16 protein-coding genes are annotated in these 16,795 nt (G+C 35.2%); 2 read left to right on the top strand and 14 right to left on the bottom strand.

What is annotated here, in order from left to right:
* Window positions 1-175: 175 nt before the first annotated feature.
* Window positions 176-1,246, bottom strand: coding sequence for a bifunctional 3-deoxy-7-phosphoheptulonate synthase/chorismate mutase (locus BN1242_RS09530; RefSeq protein ID WP_062354929.1), 1,071 nt, complete (start codon window positions 1,244-1,246; stop codon window positions 176-178).
* 202 nt (window positions 1,247-1,448) lie between these two features.
* Between BN1242_RS09530 and BN1242_RS09525 the strand changes: the two genes are divergently transcribed.
* Window positions 1,449-3,587 (top strand): cell division protein FtsA, encoded by a 2,139-nt coding sequence (locus BN1242_RS09525; RefSeq protein WP_062354926.1) that lies wholly within the window; start codon window positions 1,449-1,451, stop codon window positions 3,585-3,587.
* A gap of 62 nt (window positions 3,588-3,649) precedes the next feature.
* Here BN1242_RS09525 and BN1242_RS09520 read toward each other — a convergent pair whose 3' ends face one another.
* The 12 genes from BN1242_RS09520 to BN1242_RS09470 form a co-directional block, all read right to left on the bottom strand.
* A complete protein-coding gene (locus BN1242_RS09520) occupies window positions 3,650-5,167 on the bottom strand; it encodes an FAD-dependent oxidoreductase (RefSeq protein WP_062354923.1) in 1,518 nt (505 codons plus the stop codon).
* Window positions 5,168-5,370: 203 nt separating this feature from the next.
* Window positions 5,371-5,508: a hypothetical protein gene (locus tag BN1242_RS13535; RefSeq protein ID WP_203226054.1), complete on the bottom strand. Its 138-nt coding sequence runs from the start codon at window positions 5,506-5,508 to the stop codon at window positions 5,371-5,373.
* 76 nt (window positions 5,509-5,584) lie between these two features.
* Window positions 5,585-5,995, bottom strand: coding sequence for a YtxH domain-containing protein (locus BN1242_RS09515; protein WP_077216179.1), 411 nt, complete (start codon window positions 5,993-5,995; stop codon window positions 5,585-5,587).
* An 11-nt stretch (window positions 5,996-6,006) separates the two neighbouring features.
* Complete coding sequence (locus BN1242_RS09510; RefSeq protein WP_062354917.1) at window positions 6,007-6,462, bottom strand: DUF948 domain-containing protein; 456 nt, start codon at window positions 6,460-6,462, stop codon at window positions 6,007-6,009.
* Window positions 6,463-6,678: 216 nt separating this feature from the next.
* A complete protein-coding gene (gene murC / locus BN1242_RS09505) occupies window positions 6,679-7,986 on the bottom strand; it encodes a UDP-N-acetylmuramate--L-alanine ligase (RefSeq protein ID WP_062354915.1) in 1,308 nt (435 codons plus the stop codon).
* Between the two features lie 278 nt (window positions 7,987-8,264).
* Window positions 8,265-10,895: a DNA translocase FtsK gene (locus BN1242_RS09500; protein WP_071435507.1), complete on the bottom strand. Its 2,631-nt coding sequence runs from the start codon at window positions 10,893-10,895 to the stop codon at window positions 8,265-8,267.
* Between the two features lie 129 nt (window positions 10,896-11,024).
* Window positions 11,025-11,630 carry a YtpR family tRNA-binding protein gene (gene ytpR / locus BN1242_RS09495; RefSeq protein ID WP_062354913.1) on the bottom strand — a complete coding sequence of 202 codons (606 nt, stop codon included), beginning with the start codon at window positions 11,628-11,630 and terminating at the stop codon, window positions 11,025-11,027.
* A gap of 30 nt (window positions 11,631-11,660) precedes the next feature.
* Window positions 11,661-12,470: a DUF1444 domain-containing protein gene (locus BN1242_RS09490; protein WP_062354911.1), complete on the bottom strand. Its 810-nt coding sequence runs from the start codon at window positions 12,468-12,470 to the stop codon at window positions 11,661-11,663.
* Window positions 12,471-12,481: 11 nt separating this feature from the next.
* Window positions 12,482-12,796, bottom strand: coding sequence for a thioredoxin family protein (locus BN1242_RS09485; RefSeq protein WP_062354909.1), 315 nt, complete (start codon window positions 12,794-12,796; stop codon window positions 12,482-12,484).
* Between the two features lie 138 nt (window positions 12,797-12,934).
* A complete protein-coding gene (locus tag BN1242_RS09480; RefSeq protein ID WP_062354907.1) occupies window positions 12,935-13,447 on the bottom strand; it encodes a hypothetical protein in 513 nt (170 codons plus the stop codon).
* A gap of 23 nt (window positions 13,448-13,470) precedes the next feature.
* The gene (locus BN1242_RS09475) at window positions 13,471-14,004 is read right to left on the bottom strand and encodes a DUF84 family protein (RefSeq protein ID WP_062354905.1); all 534 of its coding nucleotides are present in this window, start codon (window positions 14,002-14,004) and stop codon (window positions 13,471-13,473) included.
* Window positions 14,005-14,072: 68 nt separating this feature from the next.
* Window positions 14,073-15,146 (bottom strand): M42 family metallopeptidase, encoded by a 1,074-nt coding sequence (locus tag BN1242_RS09470; RefSeq protein ID WP_062354902.1) that lies wholly within the window; start codon window positions 15,144-15,146, stop codon window positions 14,073-14,075.
* Between the two features lie 163 nt (window positions 15,147-15,309).
* Between BN1242_RS09470 and BN1242_RS09465 the strand changes: the two genes are divergently transcribed.
* Window positions 15,310-15,627 (top strand): PepSY domain-containing protein, encoded by a 318-nt coding sequence (locus tag BN1242_RS09465; protein WP_062354899.1) that lies wholly within the window; start codon window positions 15,310-15,312, stop codon window positions 15,625-15,627.
* A gap of 253 nt (window positions 15,628-15,880) precedes the next feature.
* Here the strand turns inward: BN1242_RS09465 and BN1242_RS09460 are convergent, their stop codons facing one another.
* The gene (locus tag BN1242_RS09460; RefSeq protein WP_062354895.1) at window positions 15,881-16,723 is read right to left on the bottom strand and encodes a YtnP family quorum-quenching lactonase; all 843 of its coding nucleotides are present in this window, start codon (window positions 16,721-16,723) and stop codon (window positions 15,881-15,883) included.
* Window positions 16,724-16,795 lie beyond the last annotated feature (72 nt).

Here is a 16,795-nt window from a genome sequence, read left to right as displayed (position 1 = left end):
TATGACAAAATTCTGCAAACAGTTTCATCATTTTTTCAAAAAACAATATATAACAGGGAAAACCCTTCTGAGAAATTATCCAGAAGGGATTTTATATATTATAACATAAATTATTACTTATTTATTATTTTATGTTAAAAAAAACACAATAACTATAGGTCCATACAGTAATAAACTATCTTCTTAAAAATGCAGTAATCTCTTCGTAAAATTCTTCAAATTCCTCTAAATCCATTTGCTGTCTTGCATCAGAAAGTGCTACCGCAGGATCTGGATGAACTTCTGCCATGACACCATCTGCACCAATGGCAATCGCTGCTTTTGCTGATGGAATTAAAATGTCACGGCGCCCAGTAGAATGGGTTACATCAACAATAACTGGCAGGTGAGTTTCTTTCTTTAAAATTGGAACGGCTGAAATATCTAGCGTATTTCTTGTTGCTTTTTCATATGTTCGAATTCCCCGTTCACATAAAATAATTTGATTATTTCCGTTAGCAATGATATACTCTGCCGCTAGGATAAATTCTTCAATTGTTGCAGCTAGTCCACGCTTTAATAATACAGGCTTATTTACAGAACCAGCTGCTTTTAACAATTCAAAGTTTTGCATATTGCGTGCCCCTATTTGAATGACATCTATATAATCTAAAGCTTTTTCAATATGGGATGGATTAACAATTTCACTAACGACAGCAAGTTGATAATTGTTAGCAACTTCTTTCAATATTTTCAATCCTTCAAAACCTAAACCTTGGAAATCGTACGGAGATGTTCGCGGTTTAAAGGCACCTCCCCGTATTAAACGGAGCCCTTTTTCTTTCAATGATTTTGCAACTGCATCCGTTTGTTCATAGGATTCCACTGAGCAAGGACCAAATACAAAATGTGGTTCTCCATTGCCAAACAAAGCCCCGTTCACATGTACAATCGTATTTTCTCGCTGATTATCTCGAGAGACGAGCAATGTTTTACGGTGGTCATCTTCTTGCAATTCTAATGCCGCTTTAAAAATTTCTTTAAATAAATGTTCAATCGTTGTATTGTCAAATGGACCATTATTTTTACTGACTAGTTCATCTAACATTCGTCTTTCTCGTATTGGGTCAAAACGATTTATTCCTTGCATTTTTTTTATTTCCCCAATTTGTTTCGCAAGCTGTCCTCTTTCGGATATTAAATCAAGTAATTGCAAATTAATTTCATCTATTTTTTGTCTCAAACTATCTAAATCTTGATGATTCAAGTAAAACACCTTCCTAAACTTCCACTTTTTCTTTATCCAAACTATTAAATATGGTAAATTTCAAATAGAACCTTTTTAATACTGAATGTTTAAAAGCAGCATTATTCTTTTGACTCAATACTTAATTATAAAAGATTCTTTCCATATTGTCACGAAATGGGAAAAATTGAACGTAAATGACTTTTAAAAGTAGGTGTATAAAATGGATACACAAGATTATATTTTCTCACTTGATATTGGTACAAGGACGATTATCGGAACAATAATAGAAATTCGCGAAAAAACTTTTGTAAAACATATCGTAGTGAAAGAACACCCAGAAAGAGCGATGTTTGATGGGCAAATTCACGATGTACTTGCTGTCGCAAATTTAATTAAGGAAGTAAAAAGTGAACTTGAGGCAATATATGGTCCGTTAAAAAATGCTTATGTTGCAGCAGCTGGAAGAGCATTGAAAACGGAACAAGCAAAAGCAACAATACCGATAAAAGGTAAATTATTAACGAAAGAAGACATCAAACACTTAGAATTAGTGGCTGTACAAGAAGCACAAAAGCAATTAATAGATAAAACAGCAGGACAAACAAGCCAATACTTTTGTGTAGGTTATTCCGTTCTTTATTATTATTTAGATGAAGAAAAAATCGGAAATTTGATTGATCAAACTGGTACTAACGCTTCTGTTGAAGTAATTGCTACCTTCTTACCGAAAGTAGTAATTGATTCATTAGCGATTTCACTCAAACATGCTGATCTTGAGTTAGCAGCATTAACTTTAGAACCAATCGCTGCTATTCATGTGTTAATACCTCCGTCTATGCGCAGACTAAATGTTGCTTTAGTAGATATCGGTGCCGGCACATCAGATATCGCCATTACGAGTGGTGGAACGATTGTCAACTATGGAATGGTGCCAGTTGCTGGAGATGAAATAACAGAGGCAATTAGTGATTATTATTTATTAGATTTTCCAAATGCAGAGAAGGTAAAAAGGAAACTTGCAACGAATGACTCTATTTCGATGACGGATATTCTCGGTTTTGAACAGAGCTATTCTCCAGAAGAAATCATTCAATCTATATTACCAACTATTGAACAATCAGCAAATTTAATAGTTGAGGAGATCCTTCGTTTAAACTCCATGAAATCGCCAATGGCAGTTATGCTTGTCGGTGGTGGAAGCTTAACACCTCAGTTAGCGAAAATTATTGCTAAAAAATTAAATTTGCCAGAAAATAGAGTGGCAATGCGAGGTATTGAAGCTATTGCTGATATTGTCTTTGTGAATGATGCTTATGAAGGTCCTGAATTTATCACACCAATTGGAATTGGATTAGCTGCAAGGAAAAATCCAATTCATTATTTAACAGCCACAGTCAATGGGATTCCAGTTCGCTTATTTGAGGCGAAGAAATTAACTGTTGGTGATTGTTTAATCGCTGCAGGAATAAAAATAAGCCAATTATATGGAAAACCTGGTCTTGCAAAAATCATTCAAGTTAATAATCAATCTGTTACCATTCCTGGTAAGTATGGAAAACAACCGTTGTTGTTATTAAATGGAAGTCCTGCGTCATTTGACGATGTGATTAAAGATGGAGACGAAATTACCGCTGAACAAGGCGCTGCAGGTGATGAAACTGTTCTAACAGTCAAAGATTTAATGGAAGACAGGCCAGAAAAAATATATATTAACAATAAACTATATACAATCGACCCCGTTGTTTTTGTTAACGGAGTAAAACAAAGTTTAGATTATCGCATTAATGATCGAGATATCATAGAATATAATTTACCTAAAACGATTGAGGAAATCGTTACTTACTTACAATTAGAGGAGTTGCTCGAACTTCATCAAACTTTTCATATTGTAATAAACGGAAGAAAAAAATCGTTTCCAGATAAATTTTCTTCATGTCTCTACAGAAATGGGAAGCAAACTAATTTAGCCGATACTATTAAAAATGGCGATCAGCTAACCTTTCAACCTTTACAATGTCCATCAGTAGAGCAGTTAGCAAAAGAAGAAAATTGGCAACTCGAACAGTCTATAGAAGTATTTTTTAACGGAGAAAAGGTGCTCCTTAAAAAAGAAAGTACGAAAGTGTATCGGAATGGGGAACAATTATCAAAAGAAGATACCGTCTATCCAGGTAATGAGTTAGAGATTAAACAAAGATCTGTCTCACCCTTTATTTTTCAAGATGTTTTTCGTTTTGTTCAGTTTGAGCTTCCGACAAAAATAAGTGGGACGTATAACATATTAATAAACGGTCAAAATGCAACATTTTATGATCCAATCAATCCAGGAGATCAATTGGAAATCAAATTTCGACAATAGCAACCTTTAAAAAGGACGGCTGGGAAAAAAGTCAACTTATCCCAGCCTCCGTTAACCAAAAATCATTGATTTAATAATTTTAACGGTGTTTCTGCTGGTCCTTCCACTACTTCCCCTTTAATGGAAAATCTTGATCCATGACATGGGCAATCCCAAGTACGTTCCCCGCTGTTCCATTCTAATTCGCACCCCATATGAGTACATGTCGAATCAACGACAAATAATTTTCCTTTTCCATCTTTATACCCGCCTGCTCGCTGTCCGTTCCAGTCAATAACTGCTCCTTCATTATTATTCAAATCTTCCACCGTTTTCGATAATTTCTCCAATTTTCCACCTATTAACTGCTTTGCTACATCTATATTCGTTTGGAGAAAACGTTTTACAGACGGGTCTGTTTGAAAACGAGAAGGAGTATATAGATCAACATAAAGGTTATCCCGATTCATTATTAAATCCGCTAATAAATGAGCAGCAGAAATACTGTTCGTCATTCCCCATTTTCTGAATCCTGTTGCTACTAAAATGTTCCGATTCGAATTAGTCACATAACCTACATAAGGAACCTTATCTAATGTAGAATAGTCTTGTGCCGACCATCGATAAATGATAGATTGAACACCAAAAGTATTTTCTGCAAATTGCTGTAAATTTTCATAATGCTTATACGTATCAACCCCTTGCCCCGTTTTATGGTGTTCACCGCTAAAAAGCACTAGCTTTCCTTCTTTATATGGTGTATAGCGAATGGAACGTGTTGGTTGCTCCGCATTAATATACATTCCACCAGGGAAGTCTGTATTAGTTAATGCTGCAACGACATACGATCTTTCTGGATACATCCGGGCAAAGTAAAATCCTTCATCATGAAAAGGAAAATGAGAACAACTGACAACATAATCGCAAACTACTGCTTTTCCATTTTTCAAAAGTACTTTTGGCTGATTACCCATTTCAACTTTTGAAGCTACCGTTTTTTCATAAATTAAACAGTTAGATTCCTTCAATTTTTCAACAATAACTTTTAGAAATTTTAACGGATGAAATTGATACTGTTTATCCATAATTATCGCTTGTTTAATATGGAATGGTAATGGAGTCGTTTCTGTTAGTCGACCTGGGATTTGGAGCTTAGTATAAGCTTCCATTTCCTTTTCTAACTTTGTTACATTCTGCGTATCTTGTGTGTAAATCGTCGCAGCTTCCTCTGTTAGATCACATTTAATCTGATATTTTTTCACAATCGTTTTGACAAATTCAATTGCCTGTTGGTTTGAATCATAATATTGTTTCGCCTTTTCAATACCGAAATGTTGAATTAACTCATCATAAAACAACCCGTGCTGCGCAGTTAGTTTTGCTGTCGTGTGCCCTGTCGTTCCACTCAATAATGTATCTGCCTCTAATAAAGCTACTTTTATTCCGCTTTCCATTAGCAAATAAGCAGTCATTATTCCGGAAATACCCCCACCAATAATGGCGACATCACATGTTAAGTCGTCATTTAACGACGGGAAAGTTGGTAACTCGACGGAATCGAGCCAATATGGCTTTGTTTCTTTAGGTAGAGATTTATTCATCGTGCTCACCCTCATCTCTTCTTATTCAATAATTTTTCTTAGTAATAGTTCAAATATATCGTTTTATAAAGAGAATCATTTTATTCAAGATTTATTGAAAACTCTTTAGAACAATAAAAAAAGATGAAACCATATAAACGACTGCCCGAAACGCGGCATTGTTTAACGATTCCATCAAAATTTGCAAGAAGTTTCCAAATTTATTAATTTACTGTTCTTCTCTCCATAATATTTATACCAATTCCCATCAAGATTACTCCCATGAGCATGAGAATACTCATTGGTTTTAGCAATTCCGGCACTGAAGCTTCGTAAATAGTTGCTGCTTTTAAAGCCTCCATCCCCTTATTTATGCGTGCAACCTAAAAAAATAAGCCTCATCATACCGACCAGATGAGGCTTTTATATAGTTAACCATTATTGGTTTTTCAGATCTTCCAATTTTTTGTCTATTTCATCAGATAGGTCTGCAATTGCTTTTTTTGCATCTTCCAATGACTCTTCTGCATTTTCGCTCACATTATTTTTCAACGATTGGAATTTATCAATAAGCTCCGTAGTTTGATCTTGAACCGTTTTCGTCACTTTATCTTTTGCCTCATTGGCAAAATGCTTAAATTCTTCCCCTTTCTGAATGACCGTTTGCCGAAAATCATCTGTTGCATCCACTACCCTATTTACTTGAGCATTAATGTCTTTCCTTAACTCTTTACCGGACTTTGGAGCTAACAATAGTGCAGCTAAAGAACCAGCGATTCCTCCAATTAGTGCCCCAAGTAAAAAGTCTTTTGTCCCGCTTTGCCCTTTCACTTCATTTTCTGCCATCATTTTCTCCTCCTTTAATCATTAATTTTCATTGCTGTTATTTTTTCATTTTTTCTTCTGGCACGAATTTCATCCCATTTATCTTTTAGCTCAACAGCAATATTCCCAATTTGAATAATTTGTGATACTTTCGCTTTATTTACTTCCAATGTTTCAACAACAGAACTAGAAACTGATTTTAAAGATGAGTTAAACTGATGCACAGTTTCACCAACCTCTTTCACTGCGTCTACAACAGTATTTAGTTTGGTTGCTTTTGTTTGAAGATCCGTTGCAAGTGAATTTGTTTTCCGTAATAATTCCTCTGTTTCTTTTGTTACCCCTTTTAATTGCGAATCGACGTTTTCTAAAGTGCCAGAAACTTTTTGCAATGTTTCAGATAGAGTTTTTAATGTTTTAATTAAGTAAACAACTAAAATGGTAAATGCGATGGCTATTAGCGCTACACTTATGTATAAAATAATTTGCATAAAAGCTTGATTCTCCTTTCATTGATGCGAGATTCACTAGTTACTTTAATTATAACTATTATTACATGTTTTTAAAGGATAAGCGAGTTTCTTTGTAATTTTTTTCATAAATTGCTAAAGTGAAACATTACCCAAGCGAAAATGAAAAAAACTCAGCCAGCTGTCTAAGGTAGAAATCCAAAGATGAATTTCATAGACGGCACTAGCTGAGTTATTTTATTGATTCGTTTGTAAGTATAATTCATAGGCAGATTGGAACTTTTGAATATCTCCAGCGCCCATAAAAAGAATAACACTATTATCAAAATGTATTAATGGGGATGGATCTTTTTCATCAAGAATTTTTGCCCCTTCAATTTTTTCACGTAAATCGTCGATTGATAATTTCCCGTGATTTTCCCTGGCAGAACCAAAAATCTCACATAAAAATACTTCATCGGCTAATTTTAAACTATCAGCAAACTCTTGCAAAAATGTTTGTGTTCTCGTAAATGTATGCGGCTGAAAAACTGCTACTACTTTTTTGTCTGGATATTTTTGTTTTGCTGCATCAATCGTTGCTTTAATTTCCGTCGGATGATGGGCATAGTCATCAATGATAATTTGCGAACCAATTACTTTTTCGGTAAATCTCCGTTTCACTCCATGGAATGAATGTAATCCTTCTGCTATTTTTGCAGCATCGATATTTTCATAATGACAAATGGTAATAACTGCTAATGCATTTAATACATTATGTTTTCCGAACATCGGAATAAAAAATGAAGAATAAAATGTATTTCTTACAAATACATCAAACTTAGTCCCTTCACTTGTTACTTCAATATTTCTTGCTTGAAAATCATTTTCTTCACCGAAACCATAAAATAATACTGGAACTTTTGCTTGAATTTTTTGTAAGTATTCATCATCACCATAGGCAATAATTCCCTTTTTAACTTGTAGGGCAACTTCTTGAAATGCGGAAAAAACATCTTCTATATTTGCATAATAATCAGGATGATCAAAGTCCACATTAGTCATGATGCAATAGTCTGGAAAGTAGGATAAGAAATGCCTGCGATATTCACAAGCCTCAAATACAAAATATTGCGCGTTACGGTCTCCCTTTCCTGTTCCATCACCAATTAAGTAGGAAGTTGGTTTTGCTATTTCCATTGCATGGGCAAGTAATCCAGTTGTAGATGTTTTACCATGTGAGCCTGTCACTGCAATACTTGTGAACTTTTGTAAAAAGTCACCTAAAAAGCGATGATAGCGAATTACTGTTAAACCCAATTCTTTTGCCATTTGTATTTCCTCATGGTCATCTGAGAATGCATTTCCAGCAATCACTGTCATCCCCGGTTTAATATTTTCCTTTTGAAAAGGATAAATACTAATACCAGCAGCTTCTAGTGCACTTTGTGTAAAATAACGTTTTTCTACATCTGATCCTTGAACTGAATAGCCCATATCATGAAGAATTTGTGCTAACGCACTCATACCAGAACCTTTTATTCCTACAAAATGATATATTGTCATATGTTAGAACCTCCAACAAAATCTCTATGTAGCAATAGTATATGTCATACATAATCGCTTTGCTAAACTAACTACACATAGTATATGTTAGTGCATTTACATCAACCAATTATATCACTATATATCTAAAAAAACTATGTCTTCTACGTATGATTTATTCATTCGTATTGTTTCTGTCTTCAAATCGTTAACTAAACTTAAATCTTGTAATCAATGTCCAAGAAACACATTTTCAGATTTTCCTACATTCCATTTAAGCAAAGTGTCTGTCTAATGAACTATTGACTATTGGCAGCCCCATGGAGCAAGTCTTGTTCCGTAATTAACACATCACGTGGTTTGCTTCCGCGTGCTTCTGAAATAAAGCCCTGTTCTTCCATTGACTCGATTAACCTCGCCGCCCGATTATATCCAATTCGAAAATGACGCTGCAAACTAGATGTAGATATATTTCCTTGAAGAACGGCAAATTCACAAGCTTCATAAAATAACTCATCTTGTTCGGAAAGGTCAGATTTTTGGATAAGTTCTTCTTGCATAAATAAATAATCTGGTTCTCCTTGTGCTTTTACATGATCTACAACCGTTTCTATTTCCATGTCCGAAATAAATGCGCCTTGAAGACGGACTGGTTTGGATGTACCGTTTCCTAAAAAGAGCATATCTCCTTTTCCTAACAATTTCTCAGCACCGTTCATATCAATAATTGTTCGCGAATCAACTTGAGAGGAAACAGAAAAAGCAATTCTGGTTGGAACATTTGCTTTAATAAGACCAGTAATTACATCAACGGAAGGTCTTTGTGTGGCAATCAGCAAATGAATTCCACAAGCTCTAGCTTTTTGAGCAATACGACAAATAGCCTCTTCTACATCACTTGCTGCAACCATCATTAAATCAGCTAACTCATCAATAATAACAACAATATAAGGCAACGTGATTTCTTCTGCAAATTTTGCCTTTTCATTAAAGCTAGCAATATTTCGTACGCCTGTAGCAGCAAATAATTCATAGCGACGTTCCATTTCCTCCACAGCCCATTTTAATGCGGCAGTAGCTGCTTTTACATCAGTGATAACTGGGCTTATCAAATGCGGAATATTGTTATATGGTGCTAGTTCCACCATTTTCGGATCAATTAGCAGTAATTTCACTTCCTCCGGTGTTGCTTTATAAAGTAGGCTTACGATGAACGAATTAATACATACACTTTTCCCTGAACCGGTTGCTCCAGCAATTAGTCCATGAGGCATTTTCTGTAAGTCTGTAAAAATCGGCTTGCCGCTAATATCTAATCCGAGAGCAACTGTTAAAGGTGAGTTTGCTTCTAAAAAATAGCTATTTTCAATAATTTCCCTTAAAAAGACAGGACGACTAGTTTTATTCGGTATCTCTATTCCTACCGTATGTTTGCCAGGAATTGGTGCCTCTATGCGAATATCTCTAGCAGCTAGACTTAGCTTTAAATCATCACTTAAGTTAGTAATTCGGTTTACCTTTACACCAGGTTCCGGTGATAATTCAAATCTTGTTACTGACGGACCTTCAGATACACCGACAACATGTGCTCCAACATTAAAGCTTTTTAATGCGTTGTTCAAAATAACAGCTTGTTCCGATAACCATTCATGATTTCTTTTATGACGAATCGGTTCTTCGAGCAATTCAAAAGGAGGTTTCGTATAAGAAACTTGACTTTGATTTTCACCTTGCAAAGATTTTTTAACTGAAACATCATTGACGTCGTCCTTGTTAGCAATATTTTTGGAAGTTTCAAGGTTATGATGGTTGTTCATAGATTTTGCCAATGACTCTTTATCTTTTTTTAACATTAGGACGTTGAACGGTATATGACTTCTTTTAGATTCTTGCCTGACATTATTATATGCAGAATTACTTTCTAGTTCATTGAATTTTACCGCTTGTTCATCATCATTCCTATGCATTTCTTCTATATTTTCTTTCGATTCATGATTTGGCATATGGTTTGATTGTTGTTCCTGTATTTGTTCCATACTTTGTGTTATTTTTACGTCGCTTTCTTCTAGTTCTCGTTCCACTTCTTTGTACGGTTCTCGTTTCAAATCATGTGGCCCATCTTGTTTTACTACTTGAATGTGTTTTTGTTTGTCAACTATTGGTTCTAGGTTTTGTGCATCCCTATTGAACAGTGAACCATTTTCCCTAGTTTCCCCTGTATCAAGCAAAGGAAAAGGCAAATTCACTTTATCGGTCTTGTTTTCTAATTCATCTTGATAAATAGGAATGTCATCATGCTCCGTTTCACTTTGCCATGAATTTAAAACTTCTTTTTGCATTTCCTCATCAATATATTTAGTTTTTACATCCGAGTTGCAATCATTTAATAACTCTTCATACTTTATATCTAGTTTATTTAATTCCAATCCTGTTAATTCAAACTCTCCATTTTCAACTGAAGGGCGACGGTGCTTATAACCATATATTGGTGAAGGGACTTCTGTCGGACGAAATGGACGTGTTCTTTTATTTTGTGTTACTTTTTCCTCTCTTAGCAAATTGCGGTTATTTTTAGCTGATGGAGTTTGTTGATTATCCTGTAATTGTTTACGTTGTTTCCGTCTTTCTTGCAATTGTTCTTTTTTAGGTATTATTTCACTCATTTCTCGGTCATTTGCTATATTTTTATTAATGCTTGTTGATTTCAACCGGTGATTTTGTCTCGTTACAATTTTATGTTTTGGAATTGGGGCTGGATTTTTCGGATATTTAAACGCAATTCTCGTTTCGACTTCTTTATGTATATTTGATTGGTTTTCCCCTTTTGAATCCTTTATTTTCTTCATATCTCTTACTCTATCAGTATCGTTTTTCCTGTCTAATTCTAAATGATCATCTGTTAAAAAAAACCACTTTTTAAACCAATCCATATAATCACTCTTTCTTTCATCCATACACTTTTTTAAATAACTTTGATACTTATTTTACTACAAAAACAGTAAAAGACCTATACATCCATCTAAAAATGTATAGGTCTGCAATTTTTAATCTGTAGGAAATTAAAATTTAAATTCTGTTCCGACTGGATAATGTTCTTCCAATACGAGAATTCCTTTTTCTTGTGGGGCGTTCGGCAATTCCAGCTCACGTGCAGAACAAATCATTCCTTTAGAAGGAACACCACGCAACTCAGCAGGTTTAATAACAAGTCCACTTGGCATGACGGCACCAACTTTAGCAACAACTACTTTTTGTCCCGCATCCACATTCGGAGCACCACAAACAATTTGTAATTTTTCTGTACCAACATCCACTAGACAAATACTTAATTTATCCGCATTAGGATGCTTTGCTTTTTCCTCTACAAAGCCGACAACAAACTTCGGAGATAAATCGACTTCCAATGCTTCCAATCCGTTTTCCGTTAATACATGATTAATGTCGTTTAGGAAACCTTCTGTTAAATCGATTGGTCCATTATAATTGTCTAATTGAAAGTATTTTGAGGCGTGAAAAATATTGTAACCAACAAGTGTATTTGATTGATCATCCAATATTTTAACAATGTCGTTTTGCTTTTCGTATTTTAATTCTGATACATTTTCAGAAAGAAGTGAGATGAGTAACGTATCTCCAACCCCTTCTTTATTATAAAAAACATTCATCTTATTGCTCCTTCCTTGCATTAAAGAAATCTACTTTTTCCTTGTTGGGGGATTTTTTGCTAAAATAAAAATCGGTTCTAGCTTACCATCTTCATAATAAAACGATAAAGAGGTAATTGGTACCCTTCCATTGGTAAAAAAGCTCATACTCATTTGAGCTAAAATATCGTATCCTGCATTATTTTTTATATCTGCAATAATAAGCACATCTTGATGGGGAACGGAGATGGTCATTGTTCCGTTTATTTTTTGTTTCATGTCTTTCAGAAAAGTATCATTTAATATTCTACTCGCATCATAACCGTCATTTGTATTTAAAAAATAAAAATCGTTATCTCTAACTGTATCTTTTTTAATTGGATTTTGTAACGAGCGTAAATTGAATAATGCTATTTCTTTAATAGCTGATTCATTCAATTGCTCGCTTTCCATTACTGACCGATCAATCAGCTGGTACGACTTCCCCAAATCAATCGCGTAATACACCCTAGTTTCTGCTGTATGTTCGTCATACAATAGTCGTTTCCCATCAGCAGTTTCTGTTGGAAATGATGTAGAACGAATAACCGGAAAAATACGTTTCTCGTTACCAGTAATTTGTGCATGCTCTTTTATTACGGTTAATGCTTCCTCGACATAATAACAAATTTCATCTATTGCTTTTTCTTTTTCACGTTCCCATTTGGCAAGCATAGGTGGTAAAGAAACCGTGATTCCTTTGCCTGTTACTTTATTTTCAATGCGAAGCTCCTCTTTTTCACGGTCATAATTGATTTTTCTTTCCTCTTGTGACAATCGTTCTTCCAGCATTTTTCGAAGTTTTGCAATAGTCATTTTCATTTAAAACATCCTTAGTTAAGAGATTCGATGAATTGTTCAACTTCATTTTTAGTTTTGCGGTCTTTACTAACGAAGCGGCCAATTTCTTTTCCATCTTTAAATGCGATAAAGCTCGGAATACCGAATATATTTAATTCACTACATAGGTCAATAAACTCATCTCTATTTACAGAAATAAATTGGTAATCAGCATATTTTTCTTCTATTTCAGGTAAAAACGGTTCGATAAAACGACAATCTGGGCACCAATTAGCAGTAAATAAAAATATATATTTCCCTTCATTTTTATATGTGTTGAATTGTTCTACCGATTTTAAGTTTTCCATTATCCATTCCTCCTATAAGTAAAACTTTTCCTCTAGTATTTTAATACTAACAAAGATAAATTAACAAGCCAATTAATCCGATTTTACTTTTATACGAAAAAATTCCCCACTCTAATGAAAGTGTGAGGAACCAATTGATTACTTTTCTGGCATTGTAACAGAAGAAACGATGCGCATCATTAATTCAGCATCATCTGCCAAATCTTTTACCGTCGTTTCTGTCGTAATTTTACTGCCGCCAATTCCAACAATTAATTCGTATTTTTCTTCCTCAAGATCTTTAATGAAAATAAATCCTAATTCACCCTCTTTCGAAAATTTCTCGTTCAAACGATACTCCTTCGCACTTTTTAATGTTGTGTCATAAAGTACATTACTATCTTTTCCTTCATTAGGATTATGAAATAAAATATATAGCTTAGAACCTTTTGCAAGTAAAAGGTTATTGGCATCTTCACTTTCTATTTTCATACTGCTTGGTAAAAAAAATGAAATCGCCTCTGACTCTTTATTTGCTTTTACCGTTTCTGATTCAAATATTTCTTTCGCAGCATCCCGTGCTTTCTTTTGCTCTTCATTAATAGTACCTGAACAAGCCGTCAATAAAAGAACAAAGGAAACGAATCCTAGTAGTACTATGTACCTCTTCATTCAACTCCTCCTTTAATCACTTTTTATGCTTTAAAGCAACGGGGATCTTTCCCCCATTTTTTTTGCAGTTGCCCTTTTAATAATTGCACGACATGGGTGAACATTTGGTCGCGTTTAATAATACCATTTGTAAAAATACCGACAGCACCTTCGTGGGAGCGAATATTTTCTCTATGACAAAAGTCATCCATAATTGGTCCTAGTTCTTCGCCATGACGAAGCCTATCGCTTATTTTTTCCGGTAGAGGGATTCTTGCACCGCCAGCAATAATCGGCGGTGCATCTGGCACAAATATTGCCCCCCAGTTACAAAGAAATAGCCCAAACGGTGTCTCGGTAACTCCACCTTCCAAACCAATTCCAATATCACCTGATAATTGATCTAACGCATTTTTTGCTCGGTTTATAGCTCCTTGGATTGTCTCCTCATCAGAAAACGGCTGTTCACGTACATTAGATGGTACTTTTCCGTAAGTTATTGTTGTATATTGCTCTGAAAAGACATTTTTAATTGCTTGGAGTTTTGCTGGATTCGTCGTCCCTACAGCGATTCTCATGTAAGAAATCCCTCATTCATTTATCGTCAAAAGTAAGATTATTCGTATAAAATAGTCACTAGTTATTGTTAACTATTTTTTCTAATTGATTCAACAGTTGTTTTATCACATGACTTGATTAATTTCACGAGTAACTCTTTAGCTGCTAAATAGTCATCGACATGTATAATTGAAGCGGAAGTGTGAATGTAGCGTGAGCAAATACCGATAACAGCACTCGGGATTCCTTCATTGGAAATATGAACTTGCCCTGCATCCGTACCACCTTGGGAAACAAAGTATTGGTAAGGTATATTATTAGACTCCGCAGTGTCAAGAATAAATTCACGCATTCCGCGATGTGTTACCATGGAACGGTCTAAAATTCGTAACAATACCCCTTCACCTAAATGACCGAATTCTTTTTTGTCCCCAGTCATATCATTTGCTGGAGATGCGTCTAGTGCGAAGAATAAATCCGGTTGAATCATATTTGCGGAAGTTCTAGCACCGCGAAGACCTACTTCTTCTTGAACGGTTGCTCCAGAATATAATATGTTCGGCAACGCTTCTCCTTGAAGCTCTTTTAACAGCTCGATAGATAAACCACATCCATATCGGTTATCCCAAGACTTTGCCATTATTTTCTTTTTATTTGCAAGAGGTGTAAAAGGACAAACTGGAACAATTTGCTGACCTGGTTTTATGCCAATGTTTATTGCATCGTTTTTATTATCTGCACCGATATCAATCAACATGTTTTTTATGTCCATCGGTTTCTTCCGTGTTTCCGCATCTAATAAATGTGGAGGGATGGATCCAATTACTCCTATTACTGGACCATTATCCGTAATAATTTGTACTCTTTGGGCTAATAATACTTGATTCCACCAACCACCAATTGGCTGAAAACGGATCATACCATTTTCTGTAATAGATGTAACCATAAATCCAACTTCATCCATATGTCCAGCAACCATAATAGTTGGCCCATTTGTATCACCTAATTTAACACCAAAAATACTTCCTAATCCGTCTTGTACAATTTCATCAGCGTATTTGCTTAATTGTTCCTTCATGAATTGACGAACGAAATGTTCATTTCCAGCTATCCCTGGCAGTTCTGTTAACGTTTTAAAGAGATTTAATGTTTCTTGATTCATTTTCCTACCCCATTTCATTTAGAAATCCTAAATATGTACATTTTTATTTTACAGAAGTTTATACAAATTCGCTATATTAGTTATCAATTCTTTATAAAATACTCAACTTTTATTAACATAATTGCAAAGAAAACGTTATACTAAAATTTAAAGGAGGATTGAGATGAATAAAAAATGGAAAGGAATTATTATCGGAACTGTTTGTGGTTTAGCTATAGGGTGGGCAAGTAAAACGTTAGTGGAGAAAAAAAACTTCAGTTCAGAAGAAGTATTACATAAAGTAAAAAAAGAACTAGTGAACAGCGGAAAAACTCGGAAAATTATTGGTTCATGGATCGTTTGTACACCAGAAAAATTTGTAAAAGATATGTTAACGTATAAAGTATTCCGTGGAGGAGTGACAATGTTAACTGACAACGAACAAACGACATATGAATTTATTGCAGATGCAAAAACGGGAACTATTCTTGATTTATTCTAAGTAGAATAACATTGTAAAGTAGTTGGGGAAGTCGGACGCCGCTAAACAGTCGCCTTCGCTTGGGCCAACACGACGTTGGTCATGCAGACGTTGCGGCAGGACGCCGCGTACTTAGTCTGCGAACCTTGATGTCCAGCTACGGCTCCTAGCGGCTAGCGAACTTCACCAAGCTTCTGTTCGATAAGTCATCATCGACTCGTTCCTCGTCGTGATTCCTTTATCTCGCTCTGGGCTCCCTCCAGTCCACCCGTTTCTAAACAGTCACCTCCACTTTTCTTGTTACTTCGCCGTTATTGGTCCATTTTAGTGCGCGGTAATAGGCGTCGTGATAAAAGGTGAACCATGCATTCCTTTGAATGGCGTACGGAATCCATTTTTGTTTTTCGGCAATGGACTGCATCGGATAATCGTCATATGCCATTACCCACAATACGTTTTGATGGGCATGAGTTGGCAAAATATCCCCTAAATGGACGGCTAACTCACCTTTTGATTCGATAATAACAATACTATGACCATCACTATGACCACCCGTATGAATTAAGCGAACACCTTCTATTACCTCTAGCTCTTCATCGAATGTGATGACCTGTTTTTCAATAGCGCGCCAATTTATCTCCCAATAAGTACTTTTCGAACGAATATTTGGATTACGCATTTCATCCCATTCTACTTTGGAAACATAAATTTTTGCATTTGGAAAAGTAGAAGCGTAACCATCTCCTACACTCTCTGTCAATCCGCAAGCATGATCAAAATGTAAATGAGTCATTAATACTCCATCAATATCATGAACAGTCAGACCTAACTTTTCCAAAGAACTGTGAATATTTGACTCAGAAGTCACGCCAAAATTTCGCTTTTGCTTATCTGTTAACTTATTATTACCAATTCCCGACTCTAACAAAAAATACCGATTATTAACTTCCATGAGTATTGGATCTGTTCTTAGCTCTATTTGATTTCGTTCATTACTAATGTATTTTTTTGACCAAAGTGGTTTCGGAACTACCCCGAACATTGCACCTCCATCTAAATGGGTGACACCGCCATCCAACCATGTTAATTTAATATTCCCCACTTGTAATTGTTCCAATCTTCTTCCCCCTTTGATTCATTCCTACAACTTGCCACTAGAACATTTCCCCACATTAAAAGTAGCAACAAA

This window comes from Bacillus kwashiorkori (assembly GCF_001375515.1).
Classification (GTDB): domain Bacteria; phylum Bacillota; class Bacilli; order Bacillales; family Caldibacillaceae; genus Bacillus_BK; species Bacillus_BK kwashiorkori.
This window is presented reverse-complemented; position numbering and strand designations above follow the sequence as displayed.

Coding starts and splice junctions, on each gene's coding strand:
- BN1242_RS09510 (WP_062354917.1), bottom strand. CDS start 6,462: ATGCAAATTATTTTATACATAAGTGTAGCGCTAATAGCCATCGCATTT.
- BN1242_RS09525 (WP_062354926.1), top strand. CDS start 1,449: ATGGATACACAAGATTATATTTTCTCACTTGATATTGGTACAAGGACG.
- BN1242_RS09465 (WP_062354899.1), top strand. CDS start 15,310: ATGAATAAAAAATGGAAAGGAATTATTATCGGAACTGTTTGTGGTTTA.
- BN1242_RS09485 (WP_062354909.1), bottom strand. CDS start 12,796: ATGGAAAACTTAAAATCGGTAGAACAATTCAACACATATAAAAATGAA.
- BN1242_RS09475 (WP_062354905.1), bottom strand. CDS start 14,004: ATGAGAATCGCTGTAGGGACGACGAATCCAGCAAAACTCCAAGCAATT.
- BN1242_RS09470 (WP_062354902.1), bottom strand. CDS start 15,146: ATGAATCAAGAAACATTAAATCTCTTTAAAACGTTAACAGAACTGCCA.
- BN1242_RS09490 (WP_062354911.1), bottom strand. CDS start 12,470: ATGAAAATGACTATTGCAAAACTTCGAAAAATGCTGGAAGAACGATTG.
- BN1242_RS13535 (WP_203226054.1), bottom strand. CDS start 5,508: ATGGAGGCTTTAAAAGCAGCAACTATTTACGAAGCTTCAGTGCCGGAA.
- BN1242_RS09500 (WP_071435507.1), bottom strand. CDS start 10,895: ATGGATTGGTTTAAAAAGTGGTTTTTTTTAACAGATGATCATTTAGAA.
- ytpR (WP_062354913.1), bottom strand. CDS start 11,630: ATGAATGTTTTTTATAATAAAGAAGGGGTTGGAGATACGTTACTCATC.
- BN1242_RS09515 (WP_077216179.1), bottom strand. CDS start 5,995: ATGATGGCAGAAAATGAAGTGAAAGGGCAAAGCGGGACAAAAGACTTT.
- BN1242_RS09520 (WP_062354923.1), bottom strand. CDS start 5,167: ATGAATAAATCTCTACCTAAAGAAACAAAGCCATATTGGCTCGATTCC.
- murC (WP_062354915.1), bottom strand. CDS start 7,986: ATGACAATATATCATTTTGTAGGAATAAAAGGTTCTGGTATGAGTGCG.
- BN1242_RS09480 (WP_062354907.1), bottom strand. CDS start 13,447: ATGAAGAGGTACATAGTACTACTAGGATTCGTTTCCTTTGTTCTTTTA.